We start from the raw sequence: 17,698 nt of genomic DNA on the forward strand, positions 1-17,698 counted from the left end.
TCGAAGCGGGCGTCAGGCGTTGGCGAGTGCGGCGGCCTTGTCGGCGCCCTCGTCCATGGTGGCGGCGAGCGTGACGAGCGGGTGCGCGTACTCGGCGAGGATCGCACGACCCTCGTCGACGCGGTTGCCGTCGAGGCGGACGACGAGCGGCTTGGATGCCGTCGCGCCGAGCGTCTCGAGGGCGCCCTTGATGCCGTTCGCGACGGCGTCGCACGCGGTGATGCCGCCGAAGACGTTGACGAAGACGCTCTTGACCTGCGGGTCGCCGAGGATGACGTCGAGCCCTGCGGCCATGACCTCAGCCGAGGCGCCGCCGCCGATGTCGAGGAAGTTCGCGGGCTTCACGCCGTTGTGGTTCTCACCGGCGTATGCCACCACGTCGAGAGTCGACATGACGAGGCCCGCGCCGTTGCCGATGATGCCGACCTCGCCGTCGAGCTTCACGTAGTTGAGGCCGCTCTGCTTGGCCTTCGCCTCGAGCGGGTCTGCGGCGTCCTTGTCCTCGAGCGCCTCGTGCTCGGGGTGGCGGATCTCCGACGCGTTGTCGTCGAGCGTGACCTTGCCGTCGAGAGCGATGATGTCGCCGGACTCGGTGCGCACCAGCGGGTTCACCTCGACGAGCGTGGCATCCTCGCCCTTGTAGACGTCGAAGAGCTTCACGAACACGTCGGAGACCTTCTCGACGAGGTCCTCCGGGAAGTTCGCGGCGCGGGCGATCTCGACGGCCTTGGCCTTGTCGATGCCCGTCAGCGGGTTCACCTCGATGCGGGCGAGAGCCTCGGGCTTCTCGACGGCGAGCTGCTCGATCTCCATGCCGCCCTCGACGGAGCAGAGGGAGAGGTAGGAGCGGTTGGCGCGGTCCAGCAGCACGGAGAAGTAGAACTCCTCGGCGATCGCCGCGCCCTGGGCGACCATCACACGCTTGACGATGTGGCCCTTGATGTCGAGACCGAGGATCGCCTTGGCAGCCTCATATGCCTCATCGGGGGTCTTCGCGACCTTGACGCCGCCCGCCTTGCCACGACCACCGGTCTTGACCTGCGCCTTGACGACGACCACGCCGCCGATCTTCTCGGCTGCCGCTTTCACCTCCTCGGGGGTGTCCGCGACGATGCCGGCGAGGACCGGCACTCCGTACTTCTCGAAAACGTCTCGTGCCTGGTACTCGTACAGATCCACTGTGGTTCCTTCACTGGGATTCGGCCTGGTAATTCTCTCGATGTCGAGACATCGACCAGTCCCCCAGCTTACTACCCCCTGCTGACCGGCCCTTGAGGAGCGGGCGTCACCGGCTCCCGGACGGACGCGGTCGATGACGACACTCGCCGTCATGTCGCGGCGCCGAGGTTCTAGGCTCTTCTCATGCACGAATCCGCATCGCCGCGCTCCGCCGTCGTCGCCGCCGCGCTCGAACTGTTCCAGAGCCAGGGCTTCGACCAGACGTCCGTGGAGCAGATCGCGAAGGCGGCGGGTGTCTCGCGGTCGACCTTCTTCCGGCAGTTCGGCGGCAAGGAGGATGTGGTCTTCGCGGATCACGAAGTGCTGATCGAGCAGCTCCGCGGTTTTCTCGCCGAAGGGCACGACGACCCCTGGGGCGCGGTGTGCGCAGCATCCGAGTCGGTCTATTCCTACTTCGCGCACGACCCCGAGCTTGCCCGACGCCGCTATCAGATCGTGCGGCAGGTGCCGGTGCTGCGCGAGCGCGAGATCATCACGGTGTTCCGCTACGAGCGGCTGTTCGACGAGTATCTGCGCAGTTCGCTTCCCGGCATCGACCCGTTGGATGCCGTCGGCTTCGCCGCTCTCGTCACCGCGGTGCACAACCACGTGCTGCGGCAACTGCTCCGCGGCAAGAAGAAGATCCCACTGTCGACTCTGCAGTCCGCCCTGACCGATGTGCGCCGTCGCTACGGAGTGCTCGCCGAGACGCCCGCAGAGGCGCCCGATGACGTCGTGGTCGCAGTGTTCCCTCGTTCGATGCCGATCGCCGAGATCACGCGGCGCCTGCGGACCCAGCTCGACTGACCCGCTCCCGACCCAGACCCCTCCGGTTCGCCCGCGGTTCGCCCGCGCGCGGGTCTCCCGGTGCCGCCCGGTGCCGCCTCCCGCTCCTGCCTCCCCGTCCGGGCCTTCCGGTGCGAAAAGTCGGAGTCTTGTTGCGACACGCCGAGCGGTCGGTCCGCGCACCGGCGAGTCGTCCCCGAACTCCGACTTTTCGCACGGAGAGTGCGACCTTCGCACGGGAGAAGGGACCTTTCACACCCGGGCGGCCGCGTCGCGCACCCCGGCTCGTGAAACCGAGTGTCGCGCTGTACGATACCTAGTGCCACGAAGGAGCCCCCATGAGCATCGAAGCTTCCCCCTTCCCCGGCGAGCGCGTCTCGTCGTACGACATCACGGGCCGGCAGGACAGCGACTACTACGCCGTCTTCGCCGACATCCCCGCCGCCGATCGCACAGCCTGGGACCGTGCGAAGGCGTACATCGACGAGGTGGGACCGCAGATGGCGGATGCCTGGGACCGCGCCGAGTACCCGCTCGACGCCGCCCGGCGCATGGGCGAGATGGATCTCGTGGTCGACGGCATCGAGCATCCGTCCCTCACCCGCCTGTCGCCGTTGGCTGCCGGGCTCGTGAACATGGAGATCTCACGGGGCGACGGCTCGCTCGGCACGGTTCTCGCCGTCCAGGGCGGACTCGCCCTGCGCACGCTCGCGCTCTTCGGATCGGAAGCTCAGCAGGAGAAGTGGCTGACGGCTCTCGCCGACGGCTCGGTCTTCGGATCGTTCGCACTCACGGAGCCCGACCACGGCTCAGACTCGGTCTCCCTCGAGACGGTCGCACGACGCGAGGGCGAGGAGTGGGTCATCCGCGGCGCCAAGAAGTGGATCGGCAACGGCGCGTCCGGCGGCATCACTTTCGTGTGGGCGCGCGTCGACGACGAGACGGCGCCCGAGCACGGTGCGGTGCGGTGCTTCCTCGTCGAACAGGACGCTCCCGGCTACAACGGAACGGCGATCCGCGGCAAGGCCTCGCTGCGCGCGATCCATCAGGCGCACATCGTCCTCGACGACGTGCGCGTGCCGCTGGACGCCGTGCTCCCCGGCACTCACAGCTTCAAGGACGCCTCGACGGTGCTCTACGCGACCCGCTCCGGGGTCGCCTGGTCGGCGCTGGGCCATGCGACGGCGTGCTACGAGGCCGCGCTCGCTTACTCCACCCAGCGCGTGCAGTTCGGCAAGCCGCTGGCGAAGTTCCAGATGGTGCAGGAGCGCCTGACGCACATGCTCGAGGACCTCACCGCGATGCAGCTGTACTGCCGCCGCCTCGCGGATCTCGAGACCGCAGGAGAACTGCGCCCGACGCAGGCCTCACTCGCGAAGTTCCACAACACGCGGGCAGCACGCCGGGTCGCATCCACCGCCCGCGACCTGCTCGGCGGCAACGGAATCCTGCTCGAGAACGGCGTCATGCAGCACCTGGCCGATATCGAGGCGATCCACACCTACGAAGGCACCGAGAGCGTGCAGGCGCTGCTCCTCGGACGCGACATCACGGGGATGAGCGCGTTCGTCTGAGCGTCAGTCGCAGGCGCAGCCGCCAGCGGCGGTCTTCACCATGAAGCACACGTCGCACACGCCGTAGTCGCGCTCGATGGGCTTCGCGTTCCGCGTCGTCGTCGCCGTCCGCGACGCCGCGGCGCCGGGGACCTTGGGCGCCCGCGGAGTGCTCGGACGCATCGAGCGGGCTGTCGTCGCTGCCGGCGGATACTCGCTCGGGTGCGTGACGAAGAAGTACGGCTCGCGCCCCTCGCTGGGCTGGAGCCGCAGCGCAGTAGAGCCGATGGTCACGACCTCGTCCTGCGCGAAGCCGTTCGTGTAGGTGCGTCCGATGTGGAGGGCGGCGCCCTCGCCTCGACGGATCGCCTCGATGTAGCGTCCGCGATCGATGTAGCTCGAGATGCCGACGGCATCCGTGACCGCGGTGATGAACTCGTAGTTCTCCAGGGCGATGCGGTGCGCGCGGAGCGCCTCCGTGAGCGATCGATACGGGCGGGAAGTGCCGGTCGGTGTGGGTCCCTGTGGTTCAGTCATCTCTTCAATGATCTCACCTCAGGAGCAGCGCGAACACCGCCTCCCTCGTGGAAGACTGGGGGCATGACGCGCGCGACGATCATCGGGTCCGGCCCCAACGGACTGGCGGCCGCGGTGTCGCTCGCGCGGGCCGGCTACGAAGTGCGGGTGCTCGAGGCCGCAGACACGATCGGCGGCGGCGTGCGCTCCGCCGAGTCGACCCTCCCCGGCTTCGTGCACGACGTCTGCTCGGCCGCCCACCCCGCCGCCCTCGCCTCGCCGTTCTTCCAGGCCTTCGGTCTCGCCGAGCGGATCGACTGGATCGTCCCCGATATCTCCTACGCGCACCCGCTCGACGGCGGCCGCGCCGGCATCGCCTGGCGCGACATCGAGCGCACGGCATCCGCTCTCGGCGACGACGGAAAGGCATGGCTGTCGCTGCTGCGCCCGCTGAGCCGGCACATCGACGGCGTCGTCGACTTCACCGGCAACCAGATGCTGCGAATCCCCCAACAGCCGATCACCGCGATCAGGTACGCGATGCGGATGCTGGAAGAGGGAACGCCGCTCGCGAAGAGGACCTTCCACACGGAAGAGGCGGCCGGCCTGATCTCGGGCGTCCTCGCTCACGCGAACACGCCGCTCCCCTCGCTCGCGGGCGCCGCAGCCGGATTGCTGCTCGCCGCACAGGCCCACGCCGGAGGGTGGATGTACCCGCGTGGTGGTGCTCAGCGTATCGCCGACACCATGGTGGCCGACCTCGAGGCGCATGGCGGTTCGGTCGAGACCGGCGTGCACGTGACCGATCTCGGCGCGCTCGACTGGGGCGATGCGACGCGCGGCGACCTGCTGCTGCTGAACACCTCGCCACGGCTCGCGCTCACGCACCCCGACATCCCGCACGGCTACGCACGCGCCCTGCGCTCGTACGCCTACGGCCCTGCCGCGGCGAAGGTCGATTTCGCGCTGGACGGGCCGATCCCGTGGGCGAACGATGACGTCGCGCAGTCTCCGACGGTGCACGTGGGCGGCACGCAGGCCGAGGTGTGGGCGAGCGAGAACGCCGTCGCCGCGGGACGGGTGAGCGACCGACCGTACGTCCTGACGGTGCAGCCCTCGGTGTTCGACCCGAGCCGCGCTCCGGCGGGCAAAGCCGTGCTGTGGGCTTACATCCACGTGCCTCAGGGATCCGATCTCGACGCGACCGAGCTCATCACGCAACAGGTCGAGCGCTTCGCTCCGGGTTTCCGCGACACGATCCTCGCTGCGCACGCCGTGCCGGCATCCGCCCGGGAGGCGATCAACCCGTCCGAGATCGGCGGCGACATCCTGGGCGGCGCGTTCACGATCCCCCAGGCGCTGCGGCGCCCCGTCCTCGGCACGAAGCCGTGGCGCACCCCGATGCGCGGCGTGTACCTCGCCTCGGCGTCGACTCCGCCCGGCCCCGGCGTGAACGGCATGGCCGGCTGGCACGCCGCCCGCACCGCCCTCGCCGACGCCGGGACTCCTGCGGCCCTCAGCGAATTGTTCCGCTGACCCCGTCAAACCCGTCCCACAGCATCCGCACTACCCCGCGGACCTGGCGCGCGCCAAGATGGACCTCATGCGCTACGACATCCCCGCTCCGATGCTGGCGAAGGCCGCAGCATCCGTCCCCGACCCGGCGAAGACGAGCGGCGGGCTGCTGTTCGAGCCGAAGTGGGACGGCTTCCGCGGGCTCGTCGCGTGGGACGGGGAGAACGTCGAGATCGGGTCGCGAGGCGCGAAGCCGCTGACGCGCTACTTCCCCGAGCTTGTCGAGGCGATCCCTCGGCTGCTGCCCGGCCCGTGCCTGCTCGACGGCGAGATCGTCGTCGCCACGGGACCTGCGGGGGCGCAGCGACTCGACTGGGAGGCCCTCAGCCAGCGCATCCATCCTGCAGCGTCGCGAGTGTCGAGGCTGTCGATCGAGACGCCGGCGATGTTCGTCGCCTTCGATCTGCTCGCAGAGGGCGACGACGATCTGCAGGCGACACCGTTCTCCGAGCGCCGCGAGCGTCTCGAGCGGTTGATGTCGGGCGTCGAGCATCCGCTGCACCTCACCCGCACCACGCGCGACCGCGACGTCGCCGTCCGGTGGCTCGCCGAATTCGAGGGGGCGGGCCTCGACGGCGTCGTCGCGAAGCCGCTCGACCAGCCATACGCGCCCAACAAGCGCACCCTCGTCAAGATCAAACACGCCCGCACCGCCGACGTCGTCGCTCTCGGCTACCGCATCCACAAGTCGGGCTCGGGAGTCGGATCGCTGCTCGTCGGGCTGTACGACTCCGACGGGATGCTGCGCCAGGTCGGCGGGGTCGCGGCCTGGAGCGACGCACGCCGCCAGGAGCTGGTGGAGGAGCTCGCTCCGCTCGTCGAGCGCGACGCCTCCGGCGAGGCGGTGACCGGTGAGGGCGAGCGCTCGCGCTTCAGCGGCGCGAAGGACGTGTCGTTCGTGCGGCTGCGCCCCGAACGCGTGCTCGAGGTGCGCTACGACCAGCTCGAAGGTGCACGATTCCGCCACACCGTGCAGTTCGAGCGGTGGCGACCTGACCGTGACGCACGGTCATGCACGTACGAACAGCTCGACACGGTCGCGGGCTACGATCTCGCCGACGTGCTCAGCTGAGGTCAGTCGTCGACCGGATCGCCGTTCTCGTCCCAGTTCGCGGCGACCTTCTTGCTCGGCTGCACGCGAGGAGGCTCGCCAGGCATCTTCGGGAACTCCGGCGGGAACGGAAGCTCGCCGAGACCGTTCGACTTGTCGCGCTCCCACCACTCCAGCAGCGTGTCGATGCGGTCGGGCGTGTCCTGCTTGCCGGCCCACGGATCGCCGACCTCGGCCAGCCTCTTCGGCACGCTGCGCACCGTGAACTGCGCGGGATCGAGCCCGTCGAGCTCGTCCCAGTGCACGGGCGTCGACACGGTCGCACCAGGAAGGGCGCGCGGACTGTAGGCGCCCGCCATCGTGCGGTCGCGGTTCGCCTGGTTGAAGTCGACGAAGATGCGCTCTCCCCTCTCCTCCTTCCACCAGTTGGTCGTCACCCGGTCCGGCATCCGCCGTTCGAGCTCGCGGCCGGCGGCGATCACCGCGTGGCGGACGTCGAGGAACTCGTGCGTCGGCTCGATCGGTGCGAACACGTGCAGTCCGCGGTTGCCGCTCGTCTTCACGAACGCCTCGAGTCCTGCCTCGCGCAGCACCTCGCGAAGCGCGTGGGCGGCGGGGATGGCATCTGCGAAGTCGGTGCCCGGCTGGGGGTCGAGGTCGATCCGCAGCTCGACCGGGTTGTCGGGGTCCGTCGCGAGCGACGCCCACGGGTGGAACACGATGGTGTTCATCTGCGCCGCCCAGACGATGGCACTCGGGCGGTTGAGCACGATCTGCGGATGCTGCCTCCCGCTGTTGTACGTCACCATGACCGCGTCGACGAACTCGGGGGTGCCGGCGGGCGGGTTCTTCGAGAAGAAGCCTGCACCGCCGCCGACGCCGTTGCGGAACCGCTCGAGCGACACCGGCCTGTTGCCGTTCGCCTCGAGGAACGGTCCGCTCACGACCTGGAAGTACTCGGCGAGCTCGGCCTTGGTGATGCCGATGCCGGGCCAGACGACTTTGTTCGGGCTCGACAGCGCGACCTCGCGCTCTCCGTCAGGATCGGCGATGGTCAGGGTGACGCGCTCTGAGGCCATGACTCGACCCTAGAGGCAGCATCCGACGCGCGGAAGCCCCGCGATCACTCCTGGGCGTCGGCCGCCAGGACCACCACGGGGGCCAGGGCGTCGCGCTCGACGACCAGGGTCGGACCCGCCGGATCGACGATCACGCCGGCCATCTCGGTGTGGCCGACGAGGACACTCGCCAGCTGCGCAGGCTCGAACGGCAGAGGGCGATCGCCGCGTCCGAGGGCGATGACCTCGAGCGGGTGCGAGAACAGCTGCAGGAATCTCTTCCCGTCAGGGGTCTGGGCTTCGGCGATGCCCACGGGGGCCCCCTCGACCCCGTCGTTCACGGCGACCCACATCCTCTTGGCGGCGAGCGCCTCGCCCACCTTGGCGGCGGTGTCCTGTTCACGGGGCGCGGCCAGGAGCGACTTCACCGTCATCTCGACGTCTCCCTGCTCGAGCGCCTTCTGCAGGAGCTCGGTGGGGAACACGACGCGGTGCGGAGCCGATGCGTTGTCGACGATGAGTCCGGCGAAGTCGCCGGCGACGACCTGCTGCATGACCGAGGTGACCGGCTGCGCGACGGCCGACGTCGCCGACGGGTCCTTCTCGAGCTGCACCGAGTCGCGCACGGCCGCTGCCGAGCTGAACGCGAGCATGAACTGCCGGTCTCCCTCGCGGACGACGGCGACCGACAGCGGCTTGCCCTCGGCGATCTGCGCCCGGGCGTCGCCGTTGACGCGGATGTACAGGTGCCCCTGCAGCGCCTGGCGCATCACGCCGAGCAGCTGGTCGTTGGAAGCGCCGGCCTCGATCTCCTTGAGCGCCTCGCGCAGAAGGACGTTGTCCTTCATTCCGGGCACGGTCTCGGTCTGCTCGGGCGGCATCGGCGGGGCGAGCGGAAGACGGCGTTCTTCGACGGCGGCGGGCTGAGCCGGCGCTGCCGGGGCGGGAGCGGATGCTGCAGGCGCAGGCGCCTGCTCGGGCTCCGCCAGGGAGACCTCAGGCCCGGCCTGCGCGCCGACGCCGCGGAACGCCTGGACCGAGATGCCGATCGTCGGAGCCTGTTCGGCCTCGACAGCGCCCTCGGATCCGGACGCGTCCGCGTCTGATTCCGTGATCTCGGATTCGGCGATGTCGGATGCCGGGACAGCGGTGTCAGCGGACTTCTTGCGGCGGGAGAACAGAGCCATAATGTGCCAGCCTAACCGGCGACGGCGCGGTCTCTGCGCGCCACGAAGTCGCTCCGACTTTCGCCGGGGCCCCGCCAGGCCGCCTCAACACGCACAAGCCGACCACCCGAGGCTCGGCTGCGACGCGGACCCGCGAACGTGCGCTGCGCGAGCGCGCGTCGACGAGTTGGGGCTCAGATCTTCTCGATCGGCGCGACCTTGATCAGCAGCTTCTTCTGCCCTGCCGAGTCGAAGCGCACGTGGGCGATGCGCTTCGCGCCCTCGCCGGTGACGGCATCCACTCGCCCGTCGCCGAAGTCCGTGTGACGGATGCGGTCGCCCGGGGCCAGCTCGAGGTCGCCGTTGTCGCGCATCTTGGCCGTGACCCGGTTCGGGAACTTGTCCATGGCCGTCGACAGAGGCTTCAGAGAGTCGCGCCCCGGAAGCGGCGTGACGGCGAATCGATCGCCAGAACCCGAGCCGCCTGTGCCGCCGAATCCGCCGGCGCGCCGGGCGTTGAGTGCTCGGGACTGCATGCCGCCGCGGGAGTTCACGTCGCCCGGCGACTGGCGCCAGTCGATGAGGCCTGCCGGAATCTCCTGCAGGAAGCGGCTGGGCATCGCGACCGACACCTCGCCGAACTGGGCCCGAGTCATGGCGAGCGACAGGTGCAGACGCTTTCGCGCTCGCGTGATGCCGACGTAGAACAGCCGTCGTTCCTCCTGCGGGCCGCCCGGCTCTCCTGCCGAGATGCGATGCGGAATGAGGTCTTCCTCGACCCCCGTGACGAAGACCGCGTCGTACTCGAGACCCTTCGCCGTGTGCATGGTCATGAGCGACACCGAGCCCGACTCGTCGTCGAGATCGTCGGCGTCGGACACCAGCGCGACCTCGGTGAGGAAGTCGACGATGGTGCCCTCGGGGTTGTTGCGCGCGAAGTCACGAGCGACCGCCACGAACTCGTCGAGGTTCTCGACGCGGGCTTCGTCCTGCGGGTCGCGGCTGGCGCGAAGGGCGTCGAGATACCCGCTCTTCGAGAGCAGCACGCTCAGACCGTCGGCGACCGTCGTGGGTGCGGGTACCTCGCCCGTCGCGGGGAGCATGATCTCGGTGGCCTCGGCGAGCACCGCATCGAGCTGAGCGATCGCCGCCTGGATCTTGGGCCCGAAGCCGAGTTCGGTCGGAACCGACAGCGCCTGCCGGAAGGTGATGCCGTGCTCTTCCGCGAACCGGGCGATCGCCGTCGCGGTGACGTCGCCGATGCCGCGGCGCGGCTTGTTGAGGATGCGCCGCACGGCCATCTCGTCTGCCGGGTTCGCCACGGCGACGAGGTAGGCCAGCGCGTCCTTGATCTCGGCTCGTTCGTAGAACTTGGTGCCGCCCATGATCTTGTACGGCACCGCGGAGCGGATGAAGATCTCCTCGAGCGCGCGGGACTGCGAGTTGGTGCGGTAGAAGACCGCCATCTCCGAGTACGGGTAGCCGGCGCGTCGAAGTGACTCGATCTCGTCGGCCACGAACTGGGCTTCGTCGTGCTGCGAGTAGCCGGTGAACCCGATGATCTTGTCGCCGTCGCCCTTGTCGCTCCAGAGCTTCTTGTCCTTGCGATCGAAGTTGTTGCCGATCACGGCGTTCGCGGCGGACAGGATGTTCTGGGTCGAGCGGTAGTTCTGCTCGAGCAGCACGACCCTGGCCCCGGGGAAGTCGCGCTCGAACTCGCTGATGTTGCGGATGTCCGCCCCACGGAACGCGTAGATCGACTGGTCGGAGTCGCCGACGACGGTGAGCGAGGCGCCCTCGAGCGCGGGCGTCGTCTCGGGTTCGAAGATCATCATGCCGTTCGAGGCATACGGGTCGGGGGCGTCGGAGGAGGCCGGCCGCGTGAGCTCGTGGATCAGTGCGTACTGCGCATGATTGGTGTCCTGATACTCGTCGACCAGGATGTGCCGGAACCGCCGACGATAGGTGTTCGCGACGTCGGGGAAGGCACGGAACAGATAGACGGTCTGCCCGATGAGGTCGTCGAAGTCGAACGCGTTCGCCTTCTGCAGCTGACGCTGATAGTCGGCGAACAGCTCGACGAAGATCCGCTCGGCGGGGTCGGACATGTTCGCCTGGCGGGCGTAGGCCTCGGCGTCGGACAGCTCGTTCTTGAGTTTCGAGATGCGCGACTGGACGGATGCCGGGGTGAGACCGTACGCGTCAGCCTCGTGCTCCTTGACCAGACGCTTGATGAGAGCCCGCGAGTCACCGGAGTCGTAGATCGTGAACGACTTGGTGAAGCCGAACTGCTCGGCCTCGCGGCGGAGGATCCGCACGCAGGCGGAGTGGAACGTCGAGATCCACATGCCGCGAGCCGCGTCCCCGACGAGATGCTCCACGCGCTCGCGCATCTCGCCCGCAGCCTTGTTGGTGAAGGTGATCGCGAGGATCTGGCTGGGCCAGGCCTCGCGGGCGCGCAGCAGCGAGGCGATGCGCCGGGTCAGCACGCTCGTCTTTCCCGAGCCGGCGCCGGCGACGATGAGCAGAGCCGGGCCGCGATAGGTCACCGCCTCGAGCTGCTGCGGGTTGAGGCCGGCGAGGAGGTCGTCGTGCCCCTGCTCTGACGTGGAGCGAGGGCCGACGGATCCGGGGACGATGAGGGGGGCTTCGGTCATGGCCTTACGAGTCTAGGCGTCGCCGGGGACACCGCGGATGGCGGTCAGGACGGCTCGACGGCCACACGCTGAAGCGCACGCCCAGGCGGCAGTGCGAGAATCGAGACGTGCGCACGATCCTCAACATCATCTGGTTGATCTTCGCCGGTCTCGGCCTGTGGTTCGGCTACGTCCTGGCCGGCATCCTGCTGTGCATCCCGATCGTGACGATTCCGTGGGCGATCGCCTCGTTCCGCATCGCCGGCTACGCGATCTGGCCGTTCGGCCGCGAGGTCGTCGCGAAGCCCACGGCCGGCGTTGGCTCGGCGATCGGCAACGTGATCTGGGTCGTCCTCGCGGGCTGGTGGCTGGCGATCGGGCACATCGTCTCGGGCGTCGCCCTGTGCATCACGATCATCGGCATCCCGATGGGCATCGCCGATTTCAAGATGATCCCCGTGTCGCTGATGCCGTTGGGCAAGGAGATCGTCTCGACCAGAGACGGCGCTTTCGACCGCCGGCTCTGAGCTGCGCTTAGACTCGGACGGATGGAAGCCGACCGCCTGATCGCCTGGGACGCAGAGCTCCGCGCCGCGCACACCCGGCTCCGGGCCGCTCTCGCCGCGACGCGTGAAGCACTCGGCTCAGGAGAGGCCGCGCCGGACGCGGCATCCGATCTGACCCTCTTCTGCATCGGCTTCTGCACCGCGCTCGACGGACACCACCGCAGCGAAGATCAGGCTCTGTTCCCCGCGCTGCGTGCCGAACACCCCGAGCTGGGCGACAAGATCGACAAGCTGATGCAGGACCACTCGATGCTCTCGCACCTGCTGGGCGCGCTGCGCGGCGCCGTGGAGAGCGGCGCGGATGCCCAGACCATCGAGGGCCACCTCGACGGTGTGAACGCGATCATGGAATCGCACTTCCGCTTCGAGGAGCGCGAGATCCTGCAGCCCCTGCGCACGCTCGCACTCGACGCGGACCTGCACGAGGTTCTCGGCCCGCTCTGAGGCTCAGCCGCGGAAGAACGCGACCCCGAGGTCGGGCTGGTCGACGAAGACGCCGTCGACACCGGTCGCGGCGATCACGCCCCACTCCGATTCGTAGTCTCCGTAGGCCGCCTTGCCTCCGCCGCCCCGGAACTCGGGCGAGAGGAAGCCGTTCTCCGGACGGCATGTCCAGGTGAACACCGTCAGACCCCGGGCGTGTGCGTCGCCCACGATCGTGTTGCCGGTCGTCAACAGCATCTTCTTGCTCACGCTGATGCCGTCGACGTGGCCGACCAGACCGTCGAGCCCTGCGGGCGTGACAGTGGCTTTGTACGACAGCGCCTTCGCGCCTTGGGCGACGAGCAGATCATACGGCTTGCCCGCGGCCTCGATCAGATACACGTAGGACGCCGAGACGCCCAGTTCGCGCAGCTGGCCGAGAACGGTCGACTCGAAGCTCTCGACGATCAGCGGAAGCTCGCCATCGGCCCAGCGCGTGGCGCGGAGATCGCGCGCGATGAGCGGAGCGAGTTCGAGCCCGATCGAGGAGAAGTACGTGGCGTGCTTGATCTCGAGGACGACGCCGATCTCACGTCCGTGCTCGGTGGAGCCGCGGCGCACGAGGTCGAGCAGATCGGTGAGCCGCAGGATGGGCTGGGCGTCGTCGAAGGTCGCACTCGAGGTGCGCAGCTCGGGAAGGCGCTCGCGACAGCGGAGGGTCGAGAGCTCGGCCCACGTGAAGTCCTCGGTGAACCATCCGGTCAGCGCCTGACCGTCGACCCGCTTGGTGGTCTTGCGGTCGGCGAACTCCGGATGCCGTGCGATATCGGTCGTGCCGGAGATCTCGTTCTCGTGGCGGACGACGAGAACCCCGTCTTTCGTTGCCACGACGTCGGGCTCGACGGCATCCACACCCATCGCGAAGGCCAGTTCATAGGACGAGCGGCTGTGCTCCGGACGATAGCCGGGAGCACCCCGATGCCCGATCACGAGCGGTGTTTTCCTGGGCACGCTCTCAGCGTAGAACACCCACCGACGTCCCCCTCCCCGGTATCGTGGAAGAAAGCGACCTACAACCACTTTGGAGTGAGGCCCACCATGAGCAACTTCGCATTCAACAATCCGGCGTTCCAGCAGCAGGATCCGCGGAACGTCGCGACCTACCCTGGCGCACCGCAGGCGGCTCAGGGTGCACAGGCCGCATCGTTCCAGCACGCCGGCGTCGACGCGGCCGTGAACGCACAGCTGGAGGGCATGTACGCCGCTCCCCCGGCCGGCGCGATCGAGACCGACCGGATGTCCGTCGAAGACACGGTCTGGAAGACGGCCGCCCTCTTCGGCATCATGCTCGTCACCGCGGCGATCGCCTGGGTGTTCACGCTCGGCGGCGTCGCCGTCCCCGAACGCGACCCCTACAACGAGTTCGCTCCGAACATGCTTCCCTGGATCGTCGGCGCACTCGGCGCCTTCGTCCTGGCGATGGTCGTCTCGTTCACCTCGCGCAAGAAGGTGCGCCCGGCGCTGATCTTCACCTACGCGGTGTTCGAGGGCCTGTTCATCGGCGGCATCTCGGCGTTCTTCGAGGTGCTGTGGCCCGGCATCGTGATGCAGGCCACGCTCGCGACCATCTCGGTCGTCGCCGTCACCCTCGCGCTCTTCGCGAGCGGCAAAGTCCGCGCCACCGCGAAGATGACCAAGATCTTCATGATCGCGATGGGCGGCTACCTCGTCTTCTCGCTGCTGAACGTCGTGCTGATGTGGACCAACGTTTCCCAGGGAGCGTTCGGCCTCCTCAGCGACGCCAAGATCGCCGGCATCCCGCTCGGGCTGATCATCGGCGTCCTCGTCGTCTTCATGGCCGCATACTCGCTGGTCATGGACTTCGATCAGATCCAGCAGGGCGTGCGCAACGGCGCTCCGCGCAAGTACGGCTGGCTCGGCGCCTTCGGCATCATGGTCACCGTCGTGTGGCTGTACGTCGAGATCCTGCGCATGATCGCGATCGCCCGCAGCAACTGACGTCTCGGAACAACGCCGCGACCCGGCAAGCCGGTCGTTGAGCGAGCGAAGCGAGACGAAACGCAGAGTCGAAATCTCAGCACAAGAGGCCCGTCTCCCTTGGGAGGCGGGCCTCTTGGCATATCCGGGCGAGAGATGCAAGGGGGTGTTCAACATGATCCGACTGGCGGAAAGTGGATCACACGAAGCCCCGGTATCCCCGGGGCTCCCGACATAAAGGAGCTGACCATGAGCTTTCTCGGCTTTCTTCTTCTTGGCCTCATCGCCGGGGCCATCGCGAAGTTGATCCTTCCCGGCCGTCAGGGCGGAGGGTGGTTCATCACACTTCTGCTCGGCGTGGTGGGCGCGCTGCTCGGTGGATGGCTCGGCAGCCTGATCCTGAACCGTCCTCTCACCGAGTTCTGGGACCTGGGCACCTGGCTCCTCGCCATCGTCGGCTCGATCATCGTGCTGCTGATCTACGGCCTCATCGCCGGCCGCGGTCAGCGCGTGCGCGACTGACTGACGACCTGAGCACGCCCGTCCCCTTCGAACGCCACGGCGGTCGAAGGGGGCGGGTTTTTCAGTGCCCGGCGGCCTTCGCTTCGAGCAGCATCCGCTCGCGATCGTTGCCCGCCAGCGCAGCCGCCGTCGCAAATTCGCTGCGCGCCTCCTCGATCCTGCCGAGCCTCAGCAGCAGTTCCCCCCGGGTCGCCGGCAGCAGGTGATAGCCCCGCAGCGCTCCCGAGGCGCTCAGCGCGTCGATGATCAGCAGGGCGGATGCCGGTCCCGTCGCCATCGCGACGGCCGCCGCCCGGTTCAGCTCGACGACGGGTGACGGCGCGATACGCCCCAGCGCTTCATACAACAGCACGATGCGTTCCCAATCGGTCTGCTCCACCGAAGGCGCGATCGCATGGCATTCGGCGATCGCCGCTTGCAGTCCGAATGCGCTGCGCCCGCCCCCGAGCCCGTCGGCTGTCGCGAGCGCCGCACGTCCGCGGGAGATGCGGCTTCGCTCCCAGCGCCGTCGATCCTGGTCGCCGAGCAGCACCGGGTCGCCGTGCGCGTCGAGACGAGCCGGGAACCGAGCCGCCGTCAGCTCCATGAGAGCCAGCAGGCTGTGCACGTCACGCTCACGAGGCATGAGGGCTGCGAGCACACGGCACAGCCTGATGGCCTCGATGCTGAGTTCCGGGCGCATCCAGTCCGAGCCGCTCGACGCCGAATGGCCCTCGTTGAAGATCAGGTACAGGACGCCGAGGATCGCGCCGAGCCGGACCGCATGCTCTTCACGACCAGGCATCTCGAACGGCACGTGCGCGGCCGCGAGCGTCTTCTTGGCGCGCACGATGCGCTGCTGCACCGTCGCGGTGGGCACCAGGAACGCCCTCGCGATCTCCTCGCTCGACAGGCCGCCGACCACACGCAGCGTCAGCGCCACCTGCGCCTCCCGCGAGAGCACGGGGTGGCACGAGATGAAGATCAGACGGAGGACGTCGTCGTCGACGGCATCCGGGTCCCAGGGCAGGGCATCGGCAGCCTCGTCCTGCTGCCGCTCGAGATCGTGTGCGAGGAGGGCCATGCGCTCATCGAGGCGCTCCCGCCGCCGCCAACCGTCTATCGCCTTGCGCTTCGCGACGGCCGTGAGCCACGCCGCGCCGTTGCGCGGCACGCCGTCGACTGGCCACTGTGCCAGCGCGTCGATCAGCGACTCCTGCGCGAGGTCCTCTGCGAGCCCGAAGTCTCCGACCAGCCGCGTCAGCGTGGCGACGATCTTCGCCGACTCGATTCGCCACACCGCGGCGACGGCACGCTCCGCAGCTCCCGTGTCGGGGGCGGAGCGCGCCGTCTCGCTGAGGGGTGAGTTGGTCATCTCACTGCTGGGCGCGTTGCGCCTGCTCCTCGCGCCAGCCGGCTTCCTTCTCGATCCACTCGTTGTCAGCCGGGAAGTCCGACGCGTCGGTCACACGACGCACCTCGAGGAAGGAACCCTTCCCGAGCGGTGCACGACTCGCCCACTCGGCGGCCTCTTCACGAGAGGACACCTCGAGGATCCAGAAGCCGTTGAACAGCTCCTTGGTCTCGCCGTAAGGGCCGTCGGTGATGAGGGGCGTCTCGGCGCTGAAGTCGACGACGAAGCCTTCGGCGGCATCCGTCAATCCCTCGCCTGCGGCGAGGACACCCGCCTTGATCATGGACTCGTTGTACTGGCCCATGGCCTCGATGACCTGCTCGAACGGCATCTCCTTGTAGGCCTCCACAGCCTCGTCGGTCGCGCGCATGATGAGCATGTACTTCATGATGATCTCCTTGATCGGTGGGCCGTGTCTCGACCCTCTCATTGAAGACGTCGAACGGGAATGCCGCCGATCGACATCCGTGCGAAAAACTTCTCGGAATTCTCTTGCACCCCGCTCTAGACTCGCGGGGTGACCGCGGCTGAACTCGTCGACAGCATCCGCCTCGCCCTGCGCGATGCCGCCGATCCGGCCCTGGCACCCGGGCAGCAGGCCTACATGAAGTCCGCGATGCCGTACCTCGGGGTGACGCTGCCCCTCACCCGCCGTCTGACGAAGCAGGCTGCGCGCGAGGTCGACGACCCGGAGCAGCTGCGGCACGCCGCGACGCTGCTCTGGCGTGAGGCGACTCACCGGGAGGAGCGCTACGCCGCGACCACGCTGCTCGGCTTTCGTGCGCTGAGGGCGCGGATCGAGATGCTCGACCTGCACGAGGAGATGATCCGCACCGGCGCCTGGTGGGATCATGTCGATGAAGTCGCCGGGCGCATCGCAGAGGTGCTCGACGCGTACCCGCTCGAGGTCACGCAGTTGATGCTGCGGTGGACCGCCGACGACGACATGTGGATCCGACGTGTCAGCATCATCTCCCAACTGCGCCGGAAGCACGCCACCGACCGTCAGCTGCTCACGATCGCCATCGAGTCCAACATCCACGACACCGACTTCTTCATCCGCAAGGCGATCGGCTGGGCGCTGCGCGAATACGCCAAGTCAGATCCGGAGTGGGTGCGCGCCTTCGTCCGCGCGCACGAGGCGGAGCTCAGCGGTCTGTCGAAACGCGAGGCGCTGAAGCACCTCGCCTGAAGAGGCACCCGTGTCATGATGTTCGGGAACCGCATTCCGAGCGAG

The 17,698-nt window shown here is 68.4% G+C and carries 17 protein-coding genes; 9 read left to right on the forward strand and 8 right to left on the reverse strand.

Annotation, left to right across the window (positions count from 1 at the left end; translation table 11 throughout):
* Positions 1-12 precede the first annotated feature (12 nt).
* Positions 13-1,179: an ADP-forming succinate--CoA ligase subunit beta gene (gene sucC / locus ACI3KT_RS15980; protein WP_404905543.1), complete on the reverse strand. Its 1,167-nt coding sequence runs from the start codon at positions 1,177-1,179 to the stop codon at positions 13-15.
* A gap of 183 nt (positions 1,180-1,362) precedes the next feature.
* On the opposite strand from sucC, the gene ACI3KT_RS15985 reads away from it, so the two are divergent.
* The gene (locus ACI3KT_RS15985) at positions 1,363-2,025 is read left to right on the forward strand and encodes a TetR/AcrR family transcriptional regulator (RefSeq protein WP_307295261.1); all 663 of its coding nucleotides are present in this window, start codon (positions 1,363-1,365) and stop codon (positions 2,023-2,025) included.
* Between the two features lie 317 nt (positions 2,026-2,342).
* Positions 2,343-3,578, forward strand: a complete 1,236-nt coding sequence (locus ACI3KT_RS15990) for an acyl-CoA dehydrogenase family protein (protein ID WP_404905544.1) — start codon at positions 2,343-2,345, stop codon at positions 3,576-3,578.
* A 3-nt stretch (positions 3,579-3,581) separates the two neighbouring features.
* On the opposite strand, the gene ACI3KT_RS15995 is transcribed toward ACI3KT_RS15990, so the two are convergent.
* Complete coding sequence (locus tag ACI3KT_RS15995) at positions 3,582-4,094, reverse strand: hypothetical protein (RefSeq protein ID WP_404905545.1); 513 nt, start codon at positions 4,092-4,094, stop codon at positions 3,582-3,584.
* A 63-nt stretch (positions 4,095-4,157) separates the two neighbouring features.
* Between ACI3KT_RS15995 and ACI3KT_RS16000 the strand changes: the two genes are divergently transcribed.
* A complete protein-coding gene (locus ACI3KT_RS16000; protein WP_404905546.1) occupies positions 4,158-5,609 on the forward strand; it encodes a phytoene desaturase family protein in 1,452 nt (483 codons plus the stop codon).
* 67 nt (positions 5,610-5,676) lie between these two features.
* Positions 5,677-6,720 (forward strand): ATP-dependent DNA ligase, encoded by a 1,044-nt coding sequence (locus tag ACI3KT_RS16005; protein ID WP_404905547.1) that lies wholly within the window; start codon positions 5,677-5,679, stop codon positions 6,718-6,720.
* 2 nt (positions 6,721-6,722) lie between these two features.
* On the opposite strand, the gene ligD is transcribed toward ACI3KT_RS16005, so the two are convergent.
* From ligD to ACI3KT_RS16020, 3 genes are all read right to left on the reverse strand, one after another.
* Positions 6,723-7,778, reverse strand: coding sequence for a non-homologous end-joining DNA ligase (gene ligD, locus ACI3KT_RS16010; protein WP_404905548.1), 1,056 nt, complete (start codon positions 7,776-7,778; stop codon positions 6,723-6,725).
* Between the two features lie 44 nt (positions 7,779-7,822).
* Complete coding sequence (locus ACI3KT_RS16015; protein ID WP_404905549.1) at positions 7,823-8,944, reverse strand: SseB family protein; 1,122 nt, start codon at positions 8,942-8,944, stop codon at positions 7,823-7,825.
* Positions 8,945-9,117: 173 nt separating this feature from the next.
* Positions 9,118-11,580, reverse strand: a complete 2,463-nt coding sequence (locus ACI3KT_RS16020) for an ATP-dependent helicase (RefSeq protein WP_404905550.1) — start codon at positions 11,578-11,580, stop codon at positions 9,118-9,120.
* 107 nt (positions 11,581-11,687) lie between these two features.
* On the opposite strand from ACI3KT_RS16020, the gene ACI3KT_RS16025 reads away from it, so the two are divergent.
* Positions 11,688-12,086, forward strand: coding sequence for a YccF domain-containing protein (locus ACI3KT_RS16025; protein ID WP_292905488.1), 399 nt, complete (start codon positions 11,688-11,690; stop codon positions 12,084-12,086).
* 21 nt (positions 12,087-12,107) lie between these two features.
* Entirely contained in the window at positions 12,108-12,569 is a 462-nt protein-coding gene (locus ACI3KT_RS16030; protein WP_404905551.1) for a hemerythrin domain-containing protein, read from the forward strand.
* Positions 12,570-12,572: 3 nt separating this feature from the next.
* Here ACI3KT_RS16030 and ACI3KT_RS16035 read toward each other — a convergent pair whose 3' ends face one another.
* A complete protein-coding gene (locus ACI3KT_RS16035; protein ID WP_292905492.1) occupies positions 12,573-13,559 on the reverse strand; it encodes a glycerophosphodiester phosphodiesterase family protein in 987 nt (328 codons plus the stop codon).
* A gap of 87 nt (positions 13,560-13,646) precedes the next feature.
* Here ACI3KT_RS16035 and ACI3KT_RS16040 point away from each other — a divergent pair, with 87 nt between their 5' ends.
* Entirely contained in the window at positions 13,647-14,567 is a 921-nt protein-coding gene (locus ACI3KT_RS16040) for a Bax inhibitor-1/YccA family protein (protein ID WP_404905552.1), read from the forward strand.
* A 228-nt stretch (positions 14,568-14,795) separates the two neighbouring features.
* Positions 14,796-15,068, forward strand: a complete 273-nt coding sequence (locus ACI3KT_RS16045; protein ID WP_292905496.1) for a GlsB/YeaQ/YmgE family stress response membrane protein — start codon at positions 14,796-14,798, stop codon at positions 15,066-15,068.
* A 61-nt stretch (positions 15,069-15,129) separates the two neighbouring features.
* On the opposite strand, the gene ACI3KT_RS16050 is transcribed toward ACI3KT_RS16045, so the two are convergent.
* Together ACI3KT_RS16050 and ACI3KT_RS16055 are read right to left on the reverse strand one after the other, a co-directional pair.
* A complete protein-coding gene (locus tag ACI3KT_RS16050) occupies positions 15,130-16,422 on the reverse strand; it encodes an RNA polymerase sigma factor (RefSeq protein ID WP_404905553.1) in 1,293 nt (430 codons plus the stop codon).
* A gap of 1 nt (position 16,423) precedes the next feature.
* A complete protein-coding gene (locus ACI3KT_RS16055) occupies positions 16,424-16,849 on the reverse strand; it encodes a YciI family protein (RefSeq protein ID WP_404905554.1) in 426 nt (141 codons plus the stop codon).
* Between the two features lie 129 nt (positions 16,850-16,978).
* On the opposite strand from ACI3KT_RS16055, the gene ACI3KT_RS16060 reads away from it, so the two are divergent.
* Positions 16,979-17,653 carry a DNA alkylation repair protein gene (locus tag ACI3KT_RS16060; protein WP_292905502.1) on the forward strand — a complete coding sequence of 225 codons (675 nt, stop codon included), beginning with the start codon at positions 16,979-16,981 and terminating at the stop codon, positions 17,651-17,653.
* Positions 17,654-17,698: the final 45 nt, after the last annotated feature.

The organism is Microbacterium sp. ZW T6_19, assembly GCF_044987465.1.
GTDB classification, from domain to species: domain Bacteria; phylum Actinomycetota; class Actinomycetes; order Actinomycetales; family Microbacteriaceae; genus Microbacterium; species Microbacterium natoriense_A.

Coding starts and splice junctions, on each gene's coding strand:
- ACI3KT_RS15985 (WP_307295261.1), top strand. CDS start 1,363: ATGCACGAATCCGCATCGCCGCGCTCCGCCGTCGTCGCCGCCGCGCTC.
- ACI3KT_RS15990 (WP_404905544.1), top strand. CDS start 2,343: ATGAGCATCGAAGCTTCCCCCTTCCCCGGCGAGCGCGTCTCGTCGTAC.
- ACI3KT_RS15995 (WP_404905545.1), bottom strand. CDS start 4,094: ATGACTGAACCACAGGGACCCACACCGACCGGCACTTCCCGCCCGTAT.
- ACI3KT_RS16000 (WP_404905546.1), top strand. CDS start 4,158: ATGACGCGCGCGACGATCATCGGGTCCGGCCCCAACGGACTGGCGGCC.
- ACI3KT_RS16005 (WP_404905547.1), top strand. CDS start 5,677: ATGCGCTACGACATCCCCGCTCCGATGCTGGCGAAGGCCGCAGCATCC.
- ligD (WP_404905548.1), bottom strand. CDS start 7,778: ATGGCCTCAGAGCGCGTCACCCTGACCATCGCCGATCCTGACGGAGAG.
- ACI3KT_RS16015 (WP_404905549.1), bottom strand. CDS start 8,944: ATGGCTCTGTTCTCCCGCCGCAAGAAGTCCGCTGACACCGCTGTCCCG.
- ACI3KT_RS16020 (WP_404905550.1), bottom strand. CDS start 11,580: ATGACCGAAGCCCCCCTCATCGTCCCCGGATCCGTCGGCCCTCGCTCC.
- ACI3KT_RS16030 (WP_404905551.1), top strand. CDS start 12,108: ATGGAAGCCGACCGCCTGATCGCCTGGGACGCAGAGCTCCGCGCCGCG.
- ACI3KT_RS16040 (WP_404905552.1), top strand. CDS start 13,647: ATGAGCAACTTCGCATTCAACAATCCGGCGTTCCAGCAGCAGGATCCG.
- ACI3KT_RS16045 (WP_292905496.1), top strand. CDS start 14,796: ATGAGCTTTCTCGGCTTTCTTCTTCTTGGCCTCATCGCCGGGGCCATC.
- ACI3KT_RS16050 (WP_404905553.1), bottom strand. CDS start 16,422: ATGACCAACTCACCCCTCAGCGAGACGGCGCGCTCCGCCCCCGACACG.
- ACI3KT_RS16055 (WP_404905554.1), bottom strand. CDS start 16,849: ATGAAGTACATGCTCATCATGCGCGCGACCGACGAGGCTGTGGAGGCC.